This is a genomic window from Umezawaea sp. Da 62-37 (assembly GCF_032460545.1).
In the GTDB taxonomy this organism is placed as follows: Bacteria; Actinomycetota; Actinomycetes; order Mycobacteriales; family Pseudonocardiaceae; genus Umezawaea.
Map to the genome: position 1 here is coordinate 3,364,538 of NZ_CP135965.1, position 15,242 is coordinate 3,379,779.

Annotated in this window: 16 protein-coding genes; 12 read left to right on the top strand and 4 right to left on the bottom strand. The window is 72.3% G+C overall.

Features of this window, described 5'->3' with window-relative positions; translation table 11 throughout:
• Nucleotides 1–76 precede the first annotated feature (76 nt).
• From RM788_RS14720 to RM788_RS14735, 4 genes are read left to right on the top strand one after another with little or no spacing between them, the layout of a single operon-like run.
• On the top strand, nucleotides 77–712 hold the full coding sequence (locus RM788_RS14720) for a GNAT family N-acetyltransferase (RefSeq protein WP_315932213.1): 636 nt from the start codon (nucleotides 77–79) through the stop codon (nucleotides 710–712).
• A 39-nt stretch (nucleotides 713–751) separates the two neighbouring features.
• The gene (locus RM788_RS14725) at nucleotides 752–937 is read left to right on the top strand and encodes a hypothetical protein (RefSeq protein WP_315932214.1); all 186 of its coding nucleotides are present in this window, start codon (nucleotides 752–754) and stop codon (nucleotides 935–937) included.
• A 16-nt stretch (nucleotides 938–953) separates the two neighbouring features.
• Entirely contained in the window at nucleotides 954–1,721 is a 768-nt protein-coding gene (locus RM788_RS14730; RefSeq protein ID WP_315932216.1) for a methyltransferase domain-containing protein, read from the top strand.
• Between the two features lie 50 nt (nucleotides 1,722–1,771).
• Nucleotides 1,772–2,557, top strand: coding sequence for a GNAT family N-acetyltransferase (locus tag RM788_RS14735; RefSeq protein WP_315932217.1), 786 nt, complete (start codon nucleotides 1,772–1,774; stop codon nucleotides 2,555–2,557).
• On the opposite strand, the gene RM788_RS14740 is transcribed toward RM788_RS14735, so the two are convergent.
• On the bottom strand, nucleotides 2,558–3,706 hold the full coding sequence (locus RM788_RS14740; RefSeq protein ID WP_315932218.1) for a sensor histidine kinase: 1,149 nt from the start codon (nucleotides 3,704–3,706) through the stop codon (nucleotides 2,558–2,560).
• Entirely contained in the window at nucleotides 3,703–4,362 is a 660-nt protein-coding gene (locus RM788_RS14745; RefSeq protein ID WP_315932220.1) for a response regulator transcription factor, read from the bottom strand. The genes RM788_RS14740 and RM788_RS14745 overlap by 4 nt, the downstream gene beginning before the upstream one ends.
• An 88-nt stretch (nucleotides 4,363–4,450) precedes the next feature.
• Between RM788_RS14745 and RM788_RS14750 the strand changes: the two genes are divergently transcribed.
• On the top strand, nucleotides 4,451–4,867 hold the full coding sequence (locus tag RM788_RS14750) for a hypothetical protein (protein ID WP_315932221.1): 417 nt from the start codon (nucleotides 4,451–4,453) through the stop codon (nucleotides 4,865–4,867).
• 19 nt (nucleotides 4,868–4,886) lie between these two features.
• The gene (locus RM788_RS14755; protein WP_315932222.1) at nucleotides 4,887–5,690 is read left to right on the top strand and encodes an EI24 domain-containing protein; all 804 of its coding nucleotides are present in this window, start codon (nucleotides 4,887–4,889) and stop codon (nucleotides 5,688–5,690) included.
• Here RM788_RS14755 and RM788_RS14760 read toward each other — a convergent pair.
• Together RM788_RS14760 and RM788_RS14765 are read right to left on the bottom strand one after the other, a co-directional pair.
• Entirely contained in the window at nucleotides 5,663–7,528 is a 1,866-nt protein-coding gene (locus RM788_RS14760) for a beta-propeller domain-containing protein (RefSeq protein WP_315932224.1), read from the bottom strand. The genes RM788_RS14755 and RM788_RS14760 overlap by 28 nt on opposite strands.
• A 91-nt stretch (nucleotides 7,529–7,619) precedes the next feature.
• Nucleotides 7,620–8,435: a S1 family peptidase gene (locus RM788_RS14765; RefSeq protein ID WP_315932225.1), complete on the bottom strand. Its 816-nt coding sequence runs from the start codon at nucleotides 8,433–8,435 to the stop codon at nucleotides 7,620–7,622.
• 159 nt (nucleotides 8,436–8,594) lie between these two features.
• Here RM788_RS14765 and RM788_RS14770 point away from each other — a divergent pair, with 159 nt between their 5' ends.
• The 6 genes from RM788_RS14770 (at nucleotide 8,595) to RM788_RS14795 (ending at nucleotide 15,238) form a co-directional block, all read left to right on the top strand.
• A complete protein-coding gene (locus tag RM788_RS14770) occupies nucleotides 8,595–8,969 on the top strand; it encodes an FKBP-type peptidyl-prolyl cis-trans isomerase (RefSeq protein WP_106187694.1) in 375 nt (124 codons plus the stop codon).
• A gap of 162 nt (nucleotides 8,970–9,131) precedes the next feature.
• Nucleotides 9,132–9,656: a YbaB/EbfC family nucleoid-associated protein gene (locus tag RM788_RS14775; protein ID WP_315932226.1), complete on the top strand. Its 525-nt coding sequence runs from the start codon at nucleotides 9,132–9,134 to the stop codon at nucleotides 9,654–9,656.
• A 26-nt stretch (nucleotides 9,657–9,682) separates the two neighbouring features.
• The gene (locus RM788_RS14780) at nucleotides 9,683–9,988 is read left to right on the top strand and encodes a type VII secretion target (protein WP_315932228.1); all 306 of its coding nucleotides are present in this window, start codon (nucleotides 9,683–9,685) and stop codon (nucleotides 9,986–9,988) included.
• Between the two features lies 1 nt (nucleotide 9,989).
• Nucleotides 9,990–13,481: a DNA/RNA non-specific endonuclease gene (locus tag RM788_RS14785; RefSeq protein ID WP_315932230.1), complete on the top strand. Its 3,492-nt coding sequence runs from the start codon at nucleotides 9,990–9,992 to the stop codon at nucleotides 13,479–13,481.
• A gap of 54 nt (nucleotides 13,482–13,535) precedes the next feature.
• Nucleotides 13,536–13,991, top strand: a complete 456-nt coding sequence (locus RM788_RS14790) for a tudor domain-containing protein (protein WP_315932232.1) — start codon at nucleotides 13,536–13,538, stop codon at nucleotides 13,989–13,991.
• Nucleotides 13,992–14,377: 386 nt separating this feature from the next.
• A complete protein-coding gene (locus RM788_RS14795) occupies nucleotides 14,378–15,238 on the top strand; it encodes a hypothetical protein (protein ID WP_315932233.1) in 861 nt (286 codons plus the stop codon).
• The last annotated feature ends 4 nt before the right edge of the window (nucleotides 15,239–15,242 follow it).

Below are 15,242 nucleotides of genomic sequence, written 5' to 3' on the forward strand. Positions count from 1 at the left end.
GGACCGAAGGCGGCCACTGGACCGAGCGATTTTCCGCGGACTACCGTGAGAGCGCTCCCATAAAAGTGAGGACGTCATGCGCATCAGGCCGTACCGAACCTCCGACCGCGCCGCCGTAGCGGACATCTGCGTGCGAACCGCCGACGCGGGAGGGGATTCGCGGCACGTCCACCCCGACCTCGACCTGATGCCGAACATCTTCGCGCTGCCCTACGCGCACCTGGAACCGTCGCTGGCGTTCGTCGCGGACGACGGCGAGCGGGCCGTGGGGTACGTGCTCGGCACGGCGAACACCCCGGCGTTCGTGCGGGAGTACCGGCGTTCCTGGCTGCCGGGACTGGTGGACCGCTACCCGGCGCCGTCCGGCGAGCCGACCACCCCGACCGAGGTCATGATCGGGCTGATGCACGACCCGGAGCGGATGATCGTGCCGGAGCTCGCGGACTACCCGGCGCACCTGCACATCGACCTGCTGCCGGAGCACCAGCGCGGCGGGCACGGGCGGGCGCTGATGGGGGCGTTCGTCGACGCGCTCGCGCGGGCGGGCGTGCCCGCGGTGCACCTGGGCATGCTGACCGTGAACACCGGGGCCCGCGCGTTCTACGACCGGCTCGGCTTCCACACCATCGCGGTGCCGGCGCACGCGGACCTGACCTACCTGGGCCTCGAAGTTGGGCCGAATGCCAGGTTGGGGACCTCTTCGGCGGGGTAGTGACGTGGCAGGAAGTCATTGCCCCACAAGGAGGCTCCAATGCTCGCCATCATCGCCGCGGTCATCTTCGGACTGGCGTTGCTGCTCGATCTCGCCGACGCCTCCATCGGATCGGTCCTCATCCCGGACACCCTGGTCACCGCCGGTCTGCTGTGCGTCGCGCTGCACCTCGCCGGGGTGGGCACCTCCGTCCGCCGCCCCAGCTTCCGCCGCCGCCGTCGCTGACGCGGGCCGCGTCCGGATGAGCGGGCTGGATTTCGACGAGGAGACCTCACGCCGCGTCGAGGCGACCTACCTGACACCGGACGTGGTGTGGCAGCGGAAGGTCGTGCGGGAAGCCCTGGCGCTGCGGCCGGGCGAGCGGGTGCTCGACATCGGCAGCGGACCGGGCTTCCTCGCGGTCGAGATGTCCGATGAGGTCGGTCCCGACGGCGCGGTCTGCGGGATCGACCCGGCGCCGAGCATGCTGGCGATCGCCGCGGACCGCTCCGGTCACGCGGTCGAGTACCGGCAGGCGGGCGCGGAGCGGATCCCCTACCGGGACGGGACTTTCGACGCGGTCGTGTCCACACAGGTCTTCGAGTACCTGCCGGACGTGCCCGGCGCGCTGGCCGAGGTGCGCCGGGTGCTGCGCTCCGGCGGACGGCTGGTGCTGGTCGACACCGACTGGGACTCGATTGTGTGGCGTTCCCCCGACGACGCGCTGACCGACCGCGTGCTGACCGCGTTCGAGCAGCACCTCGCCGACGCGCGGCTGCCGCGCAAGCTGCCCGCGGCGCTGGTCGCCGCGGGTTTCCGCGACGTGCGGACGAGCGTCGTGCCGATGCTGAACGTCGGCTACTCCCCCGCCACCTACAGCGCGGGCCTGCTGGAACTGGTCACCGCGTTCGTGGTGGGGCGCAACGGGATCACGGCCGCCGAGGCCGCCGCGTGGGCGGAGGGCCAGCGGTCGCTGGGCGCGGACCACTTCTTCAGCCTCAACCGGTACCTGTTCGTCGCGACGGGCTAGTTCCGGTTAAACGCTGGCAGTTCGCGCCCGCGCCCAGTACTTTGCCGCGAATGCCCCTCGCGCCGTTCGCCGAACTCGAGTCCTTCTACGACGCGGTGCCCCGCCTGGACGCCCGCGCGGAGGCGTACGGCGGTCTGACGCTGTTCGTCCGGGACGACGAGGGCTTCCCGTACTACGCGCGCCCCGCGTTCCCCGGCGGCGAGCCGACCGCGGCGGACCTGCGGGCCGTGCGGGAGCGGCAGCGCGAACTCGGGGTCTCGCAGGCGTTCGAGTGGGTGCACGAGACCACGCCGGGGATGCTGGACGTGGTGGAGCGGGCCGGGTTCACCGTGCTGCGCGCGCCGCTGCTCGTCCTGGACGGTCCGATCCGCGTGCCCGAGGTCGACGCGGTCGTGCGCGTCCTCGACCCGGAGGAAGCCGGTTTCCTCGACGACGTCGCCGTGGTGCGGACGATCGCCCAGCTCGCGTTCTCCTCGCCGGGCACCGGCACCGGCGAGACGGGGCCGAGGGACCGGGACGCGCTGCTGCCGACCGTGACGCCGGTCCACGTGCCCAAGTTCCGCTACGCGCTCGCCGAGGACTCCGTGGACGGCGCGGTGGCCACGGGGATGACGCAGCGGGCCGGTGACGTGGCGGAGGTGGTCGGTGTCGGCACGCTGCCGTCCGCCCGGCGGCGCGGGCTCGGTGCGGCGATCACCGCGGTCCTGGCGCAGGACGCGCTGGACCACGGCGTCACGCGGGTGTTCCTGTCGGCGGGCAGCGAGGACATCGCGCGGGTCTACGAGCGGGTCGGGTTCCGCCGGATCGGCACGGCCTGCATCGCGGAGACCGAGTAGTCACGTCGGCAGGACCAGTTCGACGCGGAGACCACCGCCGGGGTTCGGCGACGCGGTCACCTCCCCGTGGTGCGCGGTGGCGGTCGAGCGCACGATCGACAGCCCGAGGCCGGAGCCCTTCGCGCCCGCGGTCCGGTCGGCGCGCAGCCCGCGGAACGGCTCGAACAGCGCGGGCACCTGGTCGGCCGTGATCACCTCGCCCGTGTTGACGACGACCAGGCTGTCCCCCGAGGACACCCGCACGGTCCCGCCGCGCACGTTGTGGAGGACCGCGTTGCGCACCGGGTTCGACACCAGGTGCGCGAGCAGGACCCGGTCGCCGAGCACCGTGAGCGGGTCGAGCGCGGTCGTCATCCGGACGCCGTGCTCGGCGGCGAGCGGCCCGCACGCGGCCACCTCCTCGGCGGCGACCAGGTCGACCCGGACCCGCGTCCGCGCGGCGAGTCCCCCGTCGCCGCGCGCGAGCAGCAACAGCCCCTCGATCAGCCGCTCGCTGCGCTCGTTGGCGGCCAGCAGCCGCAGGCCGAGGTCCCGCACCTCGGGGCGCGTCACCATCGCGACCTCCACCAGGGTGCGCTGGATCGCGAGCGGGGTGCGCAGCTCGTGCGAGGCGTTGGCGACGAACCGCTGCCTGCTGTCGAACGCGCTCGCGAGCCGGTCGAGCATCCCGTCGAAGGTGTCGGCCGGCTCCTTCAGCTCGTCGTCGGGGCCGTCGAGCGCGATCCGCTGGTCGAGGCCGGTCGCCTCCAGCCGGTGGGCGGCGGAGGTGATGGCCTGCAACGGCTTCAGCACCCGCCCCGCGACCATCCAGCCGAGGACGAGCGCGAGCCCGACGGCGATCACCAGCGCCACCAGCGACTGCGCCGGCGACGTCCGGATCGCCGACGACCGGAACGCCTCCAGCGCGTCGAGCACGCCCTGCGGGCGGGAGTCCCGGACCGCTTCGAGCCGCGCGGTCTCCAGGACCGAGGGCGGCCCCACCGAGGGCCGCGGTCCCGACGTCGAGGGCACCGCCACCGACACGAACTGCTCGGGCAGCGCCAGCGTGGCGGTGAACAGCACGTGGTTGATCAGCACCAGCACCCCGCCGACCACCAGGAACAGCCCGCTGTGGACCGCGGTGAGCCGGGTCCGCACCGACGGCCTCACGGGCCGACCCGGTACCCGGCGCCGGGCACGGTCTCGACGACCGCCGGTTCGCCGAGCTTGCGCCGCAGGTTCATCACGGCCATCCGCACGGCGTTGGTGAACGGGTCGGCGTGCTCGTCCCACGCCTTCTCCAGCAGTTCCTCGGGGCTGACGACCGATCCCTCCGCCCTCATGAGCACTTCGAGCACGGCGAACTCCTTGGGCGAGAGCGGCAGGAACCACCCGTCGCGCGACGCCTGGTGCCGCGGCAGGTCGAGCACGATCCCCGCCCGTTCCAGCACCGGCGGCAGCGACCTGCGGGCCCGCCTGGCGAGCGAGCGCACCCGTGCGACGAGTTCGGCGAACGCGAACGGCTTGGTCAGGTAGTCGTCGGCCCCGAGACCGAGGCCCTCGACCCGGTCCGCGACACCGCCCGCCGCGGTGAGCATCAGGACCCGTGCGGTGCCACCGGCCTCCAGCACCCGCAGGCACACCTCGTCGCCGTGCACCACCGGCAGGTCGCGGTCCAGCACCACCACGTCGTAGTCGTGCACGCCGACGCGTTCCAGCGCGGCCCCTCCGTCGTAGCAGACGTCGACGGCCATCGAGTGCGCCCGCAGCCCCTCCGCGATCGAGTCCGCGAGTTCCCGTTCGTCTTCGACCACCAGCACGCGCATGCGCGCATTCTTCCGCGACCTGGCATAACCACCGGATGAACGCCGTCGTTCAGCCCGTGGCGACAGCGCGGCGCGTAGACACACCGCCATGAGGACAACCCTGGTCATCGCCCTGTTCCTGCTGGTCACCGGCTGCTCCGCGGAGCCCGCGCCGGTCAGGTCGAACGGCGGGTCCGACGCGGACGCGCGGCACGCCTACTCCCGGTGCATGCGGGAACACGGGTCCGAGCAGCCCGAGCAGCCCGCCGACGGGAAGCTCGGCACCGCTGTGCTCATCCCCGCCGACGACGCGGCCGCCGTGCGGGCGGAGGAGCAGGCGTTCGAGGCGTGCCGGAAGCTCCTGTCCAACGGCGGCACCCCCGAGGAGACCGACGCGGCGCAGGCAGACAAGGACCGCGAGACGTCCAAGTGCCTGACCGGGAAGGGGTTCCCCGGCGATGGAGGCGCCCAGTACGACCCCCGGGGACAGGAGTTCCAGGACGCCTTGCGGGAATGCTCGCGCTGACGGCATTAGGCTGCGGCCCGTGATCAGGGTGCTGAAGGACTTCTCCACGGGTGTCGGGCTGCTCGCGAAGGGCTTCGGGCTGGTTTTCCGGAGGCCGAAGCTGCTGCTCATCGGCGCGATCCCGGCGGTGCTCAGCTCGGCGCTGCTCATCGGCAGCTTCGTGCTGCTGGCGCTGAACATCGACGACATCGCCACGTGGGCCACGCCGTTCGCGGACGACTGGAGCGAGTCGACGCGGACCGTGACCCGGTTCGCGGCGGGCATCTCGTTCATCGGCGCGTACCTGGCGATCGGCCTGCTCGCGTTCACCGCGATCACGATCGTCATCGGCGGCCCGTTCTACGAGCACATCGCCGAGACGATCGAGGACGAGGAACTGGGCGGTGTGCCGGGCGCCGAGCAGGTGCCGTGGTGGCGGTCCGCGCTCAACGGCGTGCGCGACGCCGTGCTGCTGATCGGGATGGCGATCCTGTTCGCGATCCCGCTGTTCGCGGCCGGGTTCATCCCCGTGGTCGGGCAGACCGTCGTGCCGGTGATCGCGGTGTTCGTCAACGGCTGGCTGCTCGGCATCGAGCTGACCGGCATCCCGTTCACCCGCCGCGGCAAGACCCTCAAGGAGCGCCGCGCGGTGCTGCGGAGCAGGCGGGCGCTCTCGCTGGGCTTCGCCGTGCCGTCGTACCTGCTGTGCCTGATCCCGTTGGCGGCCATCGTGGTCATGCCCGCGGCGATGGCGGGCGGCACGGTCCTCGCGCACCGCCTGCTCACCGAACGCGGCCAGGTCCCGGCCTACCGCCCCTACCCGAACGGCACCCAGGCCAGCTGAGCCACCCGGTCGACGCGGCTCACCAGCACGCCGGCCTCCGACACCGTCCACAGGTCGTCGCCGATCACCAGCGAGCGGCGGACGCTCCCGGTGGGCTGCGAGACCGTGCCGACCTCGCTGAAGCCGTTGCCGGACAGGCGGAGCGCGAGCGCGGTGCCGTTGACGCCGGTGCGGTCGGTGATCGGCAGCACGAGCAAGCCGTCCTCCGGCCAGTACAGGAACGCGTGCGGGTCGTACTCGGCCTCGGAGTTCGCGCCGGGAACCTGGTACTGGGCAAGGCGTTCGGGCTTCGCGGGGTCGCGCACGTCGAACAGCGACACCTGCGTGCCGGAGACCCGGCCCCGGTCGTTCGCGTCCTGGCCGACGCCGATCAGCCTGCCGTCACCCGCAGGGTGCAGGTAGGCGGAATACCCGTTGATCTTCAGCTCGCCCACCACCCTCGGCTTCGCCGGATCGGCCAGGTCGAGGGTGTAGAGCGGGTCGGTCTGCCGGAACGTGACCACGTAGCCGACCGCGCCGATGAAGCGGACGCTGTAGATCCGTTCACCCACACCGAGTCCGTCGACCCTGCCGGTCTGGGTGAGCACCTCCCCCCGCCGTTCCAGCACGATCACCGAACTCTGCTGAGCACCGGGTCCACCGCCGCTCGTGGTGGCGATCCGCAGGTGCCCGGCGTACTCCGAGAACGAGTACTTGTTGAGCGGAACGCCGTCCACGACACCGGAGGCGACGTGCTTGGGCGGGCCGGGCCGGGAGATGTCGAACTGGTGCACGGCGGTCGTCCCGGACACCTGCGTGCCCGACCGGCCGCCGAACACCTGGCGCTGGTCGGCGACGTAGAGGTTCGACGCCGTGCCGTAGACGGTGTCACCGGCGGCCACGACGGACACCGGGTCACCGGTGCCGAGCGCGGCCGAGAGGTCCAGCGTGAGCACGGTCAGCAGCGAGGCGGTCGTGGGCTGCTCGGGAAAGCTGACCCGCGAGCAGTCGACCAGGGTGCCCTCGCGGCGCGAGGTCGGCGTGGACAGCTCGTAGTGCGGCAGCCAGGCGGAGATCGTGGTGGCGGCGAGGGCCTTCTCGTTCTCCAGCCGCGTCTGGGCGATCGACCAGCTCGGCTGCGGGTACACGAACGCCGGGTGCGCGGTCGAGCTGACCACGACCCTGGCCACACCACCGATCTGGCGGGCGTCCAGGTAGGCGCCGTCGACGGACAGCGTCCCCAGCGCCTTCGGCGGTCCGGAGAGGTCGACCAGTACCAGCCTCGACCCGGTCGGCGGCGCGAACTCGTTGGGGGGAATCGGGATCCCGGTGGCGACGGACGTCGTCACGACGAGCGCCCGGTCGCCGCTGAGCAGCAGCTGGGTGGCCGAGCTGTTCGCCATGTCGAGGGTTCCGGTGACGGCGCGGGAGGCGACGTCGAGCACCCGGAGCACACCGTCGGTGATCGTCACGACCCGCTTGCCGTCGGTCTTGACCAGGTCGGGCTCGTCGACCCCGGCTTCCTGCACGTTCGTGCCGGAGTGCTCGGGAACGCTCTGCCGCGCGGGGGTGGCGGCGGCCTTGGCGTCGGTCGCGGAGTCGCTCACCGAGTTCGGGACCGCGATCCCGTTCTCGGTGGGGATCCACTGGCGGGCGGCCTCGTCGAAGTCCGACATCGCCGCCGTTCTGAACCGCGACAGCACCTCGTCGCACGAGTCGAAGGCGACCAGGGCCGCCGGTCCACCGGTGGTGGTCGGCGGCACCGGGTCCGGCGCCCGCCAGTCCAGCACCGCGGGCGCGGATCCCGCGCACAGCCCCACGACGACGATCCCCGCCAACACCACTCCCGGCCGCTTCATGGACCGAGGACGCAAGTCGGGGCACAACGCGTTGCAGGGAAACCGGAAATGCCGGGAGACCCTCGGGTCCCCCGGCATTCCCTTACCGGTACTAGGAGTTGATCTGCTGCGTGATCAGGGTCGCGAAGTTCGAGACCCTGGTGTACACGCCGGGCTTGCCGGCGAGCGCGCAGCCCTCGCCCCACGAGGTGATGCCGATCAGCTTGCCGCCCGCGACCAGCGGACCGCCCGAGTCGCCCTGGCACGTGTCGGTGCCGCCCTGGGCGTACGCGGCGCAGACCATGTGCGCGGCCTTGAAGTCCGAGCCGTACGCCGAGGTGCAGGTGGCGTTGCTGGTCAGCGGCACGGTCGCCTTGAGCAGGTAGCGCGAGGCCGAACCGCCCGAGGAGGTGGTGCCCCAGCCGAGGATCGTGCTGGAGGTGCCCGCCGCGTACAGCGCCGTGTCGGCGCTGGTCGCGATCGGCAGCTTCGCCTGGGTGAGGTTGCGGTCCAGGGTCAGCACCGACACGTCGTTGCCCTGGGTGGCGTCGACGTAGCTCGGGTGGATCCAGATCTTGGTCACCTTCGCGACGACGCCCGCGGTGGAGTTCTTGTCGTCGCGACCGGCGACGACGCGGACCGCCGAGGCCGAGTCGCCGACGGTGCAGTGCGCCGCGGTGACGACCTTGTTGGCCGCGACCAGGGTGCCGCCGCAGTACTGGAACCCGCTGCTGGTGGCCAGGTAGACCACCCACGGGTACGTGCTCGTGCTGGCGCGGGTGCCGCCGACGATCTGGGTGCCGACCTCACCGTCGGCCGACGGAGGAGCCGGAGCAGCCGTGGCCATGCTGAAGCCGGCCAGTGGGAGCAGGATCGCCACCACGAGAGCGCCGAGCCACGACCGCAGGCGGTGCAGGGTTGCCGCCATGATCATCTCCTTGGAGTTGTAGGCCCCGTTCGGGGTGCACACAGAGCAACAGACCGACTACAGCGGCCACAAGCTCCACTCGACGTAGGCCATTCGGCAGCGCCGCCGTCGACATGATTGACTCGCCGGCAGACCAATCCCGATTCGAGGAGGACCCGCATGGCCACGCAGAAGCCCGAAGTCGACCTGGTCGAGGGCCCACCGCCCGCCGACCTGGTCATCAACGACCTCTCGGTCGGCGACGGGCCCGAAGCCACGCCGGGCCAGGCCGTCACCGTGCACTACGTCGGCGTCTCGTTCACCACCGGCGAGGAGTTCGACTCCTCGTGGAGCCGCAACGACCCGTTCCGCTTCCCGCTCGGCGGCGGCCGCGTCATCGCAGGCTGGGACAAGGGCGTCGCGGGCATGAAGGTCGGCGGCCGTCGCCAGCTGGTCATCCCGCCGCACCTCGCCTACGGCGACCGCGGTGCCGGTGCTGCCATCAAGCCCGGTGAGACCCTGATCTTCGTGGTGGACCTGCTCGCGGTGAACTGACCGCGCCCGCACGACGGAGGCCCGCACCCGCTCCCCGGAGCTCGGGCGGGCCTTCGTCGTGCGTCAGCCATTCGGCGTATTTGGGGCCGGACCGGAACCAGTGCGTTCCGGTGTACGTCATCCTGGGCGGAGTGCTCGAAGGGGTTTCGAGGGGGGACCGGGGTGCCGGACGACATCGGGGGATCGGAACGGATGCTCGCGCAGTGGGAGCAGTCGATCCAGCAGAAGGCCGCTCGCTACCAGAGCATGGCCGAACGCGTGCAGGAGCTGACGATCACCGAGACCTCGCGGGACGGCCTGATCAGGCTCACCATCGGCTCCAACGGCATCCTGTCCTCTGTGGACATCGCGGAACCCGCGCGGGAGAAGCGGATGTCCGAGGTGTCGGGCGAGATCATGCGGTGCCTGCAACGCGCGCAGTCGCGGATTCCCGAGCTGTTGCAGCAGGTGATGGCCGAGACCATCGGCACTCAGGACGAGACGGCGAACGTGCTGTTCGCCGAGGCGCGCAAGAACTTCCCCGCCGCACCGGCCGAGGAACCGGCGCCGTCCGTGCACGAGGAGATGCGGTTCGGCATCGAGGACGACCCGCAAGCACCGCCGCCACCACCCGCACCACGTCCGCAGCGCCCCCAGCGGCGGCCTTCGGACGACGACGACTTCGACGGCGGTTCATTCCTGTCCTGATCGCGAACGGCTAGGGGGTCGGCCCGATGGCCGAGAAGTTCGACATCGTCCCGGAAACGCTGGACGGACACCGCAAGCAGCTCGACGACCTGGGGGAACGGTTGCGGGGCGCGCTCGACGCCGCCCGCACCGTCAGCATGCCGACCGACGCCTACGGCATCCTGTGCCAGCCGTTCCGGATGATGCTCGACCCGGTCGAGCAGTGGGGGCTGGACGCGCTCAACGGTGCCGTGGAAGCGATGGACACCACCGCGAACGGCGTCAACGACACCGTCAAGCAGTACCGCGCGATGGACGAGTCGATCGGCGAGACCTTCCGGACCGGTGGCTGAGATGACCAATCCCCTGGTCGCGCAGGCACCCGAGGAGGGCTCCGGGTTCACCAAGGGCACCGGCGACAACGGCTGGGCCACCGGCGTCTCCATCGCCGAGTCCGCCATGGACACGTTCAACGGCTTCAAGGAGGGCAACTGGATCGAGGGCGGCCTCGGCGTCGTCAGCCTCGCCGCGGACGCCGCGTCGATGGCCATCGACCCGTTCGGCACCCTCATGTCCTCGGCCGCGTCGTTCCTGATGGAGCACGTGCAGCCGTTGAAGGACATGCTCGACTGGCTCGCGGGCGACCCCCCGGTGATCGAGTCGTACAGCACGACGTGGAACAACGTGGCCACCGAGCTGGGCAAGATCAGCGAGGACTACGCGACCGCGCTGAAGTCCGGCACCGAGGGGTGGACCGGCGCCGCCGCGGACGCCTACCGCGGCTCGGCCGCCGAGCAGTCCGACGCGATCACCGGCGCCGCCAGCGCGGCCGGGTCCGTCGGCACGGTCGTCGGCGTGATGGGCATGGTCGTCGCGTTCGTGCGCGAGATGGTGCGCGACCTGATCGCCGACCTGATCGCGAAGCTCATCGCGTGGGTGCTGGAAGCCGTGTTCTCACTGGGTTTCGGCACGCCGGTGATCGTCGCGCAGGCCGTCACCGCCATCGGGAAGTGGGCTGCGCGGATCGCGAAGCTCGTCCAGAAGCTGTTGGACACCATCAAGAAGGTCTCGCCGATGCTCAAGCGCCTGGTCGAGATCTTCGAGAAGATCATGAAGGTGCTCGGGAAGCTGGCGGGCAAGGCGACCGGTCTGGACGTGCTCGGCACGAAGATCGACGATCCCGGCTTCCTGAAGAAGCTGGGGCGCGACGGGCCGGACCTGCCGTCCACCTCGCACGCCGACGCGCCGACCTCGCCCAGCAGCACGCCCGGTACCTCGACCGACACCAGCAGTTCGCCCGCGGGGCGGGCGAACGCGGACAGCCCGCCGTCGTCCCGGCCCGCCGACAGCACCGCGCCGTCTTCGACCGCTCCGTCGACTGCTCCGCCTTCGAGCACGCCGGACGGACCTGCCGCGACACGTCCGAGCAGCACACCCGGCAGTCCGTCGCCGAGCCCATCGCCCAGCACGTCCAGCACGCCTTCGCCCAGCTCAGCCGGGCGCGCACCCGGTGGGCCTGCGAGCCCTGCGGCGCACAGCCCCAGCACCACCAGCCCGGCCGGCCACCCGTCGAGCAGCACGCCCAGCCCGGCGGGACACGCTCCCGGCGGCAGCCCGTCGAGCCCAGCCGCCCACAGCCCCACCAGCCCGGCTGGGCACTCCCCCGGCGGCTCGACGCCTGGTGGGCACAGCCCGAGCAGCCCTTCGTCCGCGCCGAGCGGGCACAGCCCCAGCAGTCCCTCCCCCACCCCGAGCGGGCACAGCCCTGGTGGTACCTCGACCAGTCCGGCGGGGTCGGCGCCCGCGCGGGTGGACCAGACGCACTCGTCCGCGACGGAAGCCCCGTCCAGGACCGACCAGCCGCACACCGCGCCGCGGGACGCCGGGCCGGCGCAGGCACCCCAGCAGGGCGCGCCCGCGCCGGGTGGCGGAGCGCCGCACGGTGGTGGCCAACCCGGCGGGACCTCGCCGAGCGCGGGTTCGCCGCGACCGGGTGGCGGAGGGTGGACCGGGACGCCCGGTCACCGCGGCGACCTGTCGTCCGGCACCCCGCAGGGCCGCGCGCCGGACGGCACCCGGCCGCAGAGCGCAGGTCCGTCCCACGCTGGCCCATCCCACGCAGGCCCGCCGCAAGGACGCCCGCCCCAGGCGGGCCCGCCGCCGTACCGGCCCGCACAGACCGGTCCCCAGTACGGCGGACCACCCCACGCGGGTCCGCCGCAGGCCCGCCCGTCCGGCCCCCCGCAGACCAGGCCCGGTGGACCACCGCACACGAACCCGCCGCACACCGGCCCGTCCCAGCCACGCCCGAACACCGGGCCACCCCAGCACGCCCCGCAGGCCCGCGGCCCGCAGACCGGCGCGCCACCGCACCACGCCCCGGCGGCCCCGCACCAGAACGGCCCGAACACCCCGCCGCACCACGACCCCAACACCCCCGACCCGACCCACCACACCCCCGATCACCACACCCCCGATCAGCACCGCCCCGACATCGACGAGGCGCACGCGCGGTACGGCGAGACGACACCCGCCGGTGTCTCGCACCACCGCGGCGACCCGGCGATGGGCGACCTGCCGAGCCGGGTGCCGAACGACCCGCGGTACTTCACCGCCGACGTGCACATCACCCCCGACGGCCGCGCGCGCGTCGGCAACCACGCCTACAGCCCCGAGGAGTACGGGGACCTGTTGCGCCGCAACGGGTGGGACGGCAAAACCCCCATCCGGCTGATCGGCTGCGACGCCGGCAGCAACGACTTCGCCAAGCGGCTGTCCGCGCACACCGACGCCCCCGTGCTGGCTCCCACGAAGCCCGCGTGGACCGACAGCAACGGCCGCGTCTACACCTCCGACGCCGAGGTCGACGCGCACGGCAACCGGCAGCCGAGGATCCCGCCGAACGGCGAGTGGGAGACCCACAGCCCCGACGGCACCAGGGTCAAGTCCAGCGAGGACGGCTTCGCGCCCGGCACGCACGACAGGGACAAGTCCGGGCTCGCCCCCGACGGCGCGCGGGACCGCGCGGCGACCACGCCGCCGGAGACGGTGCCGGTCGGCCGGGACCACCCGGACGCGCCGCTCAAGTCCAGGCCGTTCGGGCGGGACGCCGACGGCGACCCCGTCCGGATGGAGCCCAACACCCGGTACGAGGTCACCGACCGGGCGGGCCGCGACCGGGGTGTCTTCACCACCGACGGCGAGGGCAACGTCGTCCGCGTCGAGACCACGTCCGGCAGGCAGGGCGACTGGCGGCCCGACAGCAGGCAGCCGTTCCCGAACTGCGAGTACCGGGTGACCGGGCAGGCGGGCAGCGTCTACACCTTCCACACCGACGCGGACGCCCGCACCTCGCGGATGACCGGCGACCTGGTGCACACCGGCTCGGACTCGGCCCGCCGCAGCCCCGACCAGGGCCCGGTCGGCCACGAGGGCCGCGACGAGTACCGGGCGCACAACCAGCAGGTCGCCAAGGACTTCGAGGACCGGCACGGCAGGCCACCGGAGCCGCACGAGGTCCGGCTCTACGAGGACGTCGGCTGGAACGGCGGTCACCTCGCGGGCACCGAGTTCGACGGGCCCGGCGAGTACGTCAACATGGTCCCGATGCTGGAGAGCCTCAACCAGCACCAGCCCGGCAGCACGCTGGCGGACAACTTCCGCGCGCTGGAGGAGCACTGGGGCGACGTGCTCTCGCGCGACCCGAAGCCGAAGCTGACCGTCCAGGTCGAGATGGACTACCCGGACGGGAAGAAGACCCCGGACTCCATCCACGTGCAGTACTGGATCGACGGCGTGCCCGAGGATCCGTTGGTCTACAACAACATCCCACCGCGTCGGCACTGAGCGGCAGGGATACCCTCGACGCCGGACAGCAGCCCTACGGATGAGGAAGTGCTCATGTCGGAGCCGATCCAGTTGACCCCGCCCGAGCAGGAGGAACTGCTCCAGGAGGCCGGCGGGATCCTGCTGTCCGCCGCCCCCGAGGGCTGGCAGGGGCTGGAGCTGTCGTTCCGGTCGACGGTGGGCATCGACACCGCGACCTTCCTCTCCACCGGGGCGGACGGCGGCCGGACCAGGGTCGCACCGCCCGCGGCCGCGCTGCGCGTGCTGAAGAAGCTGCGCGCGGGCATGTACGAGGAAGACCGCGGCAGCTGGTACACGGCGCGGATCACGATCGAGCCGCCCGGCCGCTACGAGGTGGAGTACGACTACGACGGCGAGCCGAGCTTCACGCCGCCGCTGACCGCGAGCGCGTTCGCCCTCGACCAGGACTACTTCCCCCGGTCCGACGAGCACATCCCGGACTGGCTGCGGGCCAAGCTGGCCGAAGCGCCGGGCAACGCCTCGGAGTGACCCCGCCCGGGTCAAGGGGCCCTTGGGCGACCCCGCCCCCTCGCACACCAGCCGCGAACCGCTGGAGGTCGACCACCGCGACGGGCGGCCGCCGGACCACGCGGTGCACAAGTCGGCGCGCTCGGCCCGAGCCGGCCGAGTTCCCCGGATGACCGGATCGTCGCGATCCGGTTCGCGATCGCGTCCCAGGACGAGGAGCGGATCCCGCGGCTCGGGCCTCGAGGTCGAGTCGGAGGGCCTCCCCAGCGGGCCGCTGAGCGGCGCGCGGGTGCGATGGGCCGAACCGGTCACGTGAGCACCAACGGGTCAACGGGTGAACACACCCGTGTCGAGGCCGTTAAGATCAGCCCACCGAGCCGGGGGGATTCCGAAGGGGTGCGCGACGCATGAGCCAGCCGACTACACCGCTTACCGACCAGGAGCAGCAGTTGCTGGTCCGGCAGATCGGGAAGGCGATGCTGCCCGCGCTCCCGCCGGGTTGGCAGCGCGTGCGGACCGAGTACCGGGCCGCTGGGCGGCACATCGAGGTCGACATGTCGTTCGCGGGTCCGGACGGGCAGTTCCAGCCGTTGCGGCCGCCGATGGACGTGGTGACGCTGCTGGGCCAGCTGCGCGCCGGGATGCACGCGCCGGACCGGGGGACGTGGCTCACCGCGGTCTACGAGCTCGAGGCGCCGAGCGCGTTCACGGTCGACTTCAACTCCGAGGACGAGCCGCGCTGGCGCAACGCGCCGCCGCCCATCGGCTTGCAGGACGAGCTGCGGACGTTCCCGCGGACCGAGGACCGCATCCCCGGCTGGTGGCGCCAGCGGATCGGCATGCCGCCCGCGGACGCGCCGGTCGACACACCGCCGGGCGGTGTGCCCGCGCCGATGCGCACGGCCCGCGTGCACGACGGGAAGGGCCCGAACGGCAGGCCGTTCGTCAACCGCCCGCCGGTCGACCCGAGGGTCCGCGAGCAGCTCACCGCGTACCTGGAGGCCGCGCCGGTCGTGCTGGCCGCGCGCAACCTCGACGTGGACGAGTTCTCGCCGGGTGAGCAGGACGTGCCGCTGAACTTCCGCACCGACGGCACCTGGATCTGGGCGGGCGCCGTTCCGCACTACCTGCGCAAGTACGGACTGCCGCCGGAGCCGGACATGGTGGCGCACATCCTGGGCCTGAACTTCCAGCACACCCCGGTGGACGAGGCGACCAAGGAGGTCGCGGTCGGGCTGATCACCGGGCAGGGCGTCTCGGTCGGCTGAGTCG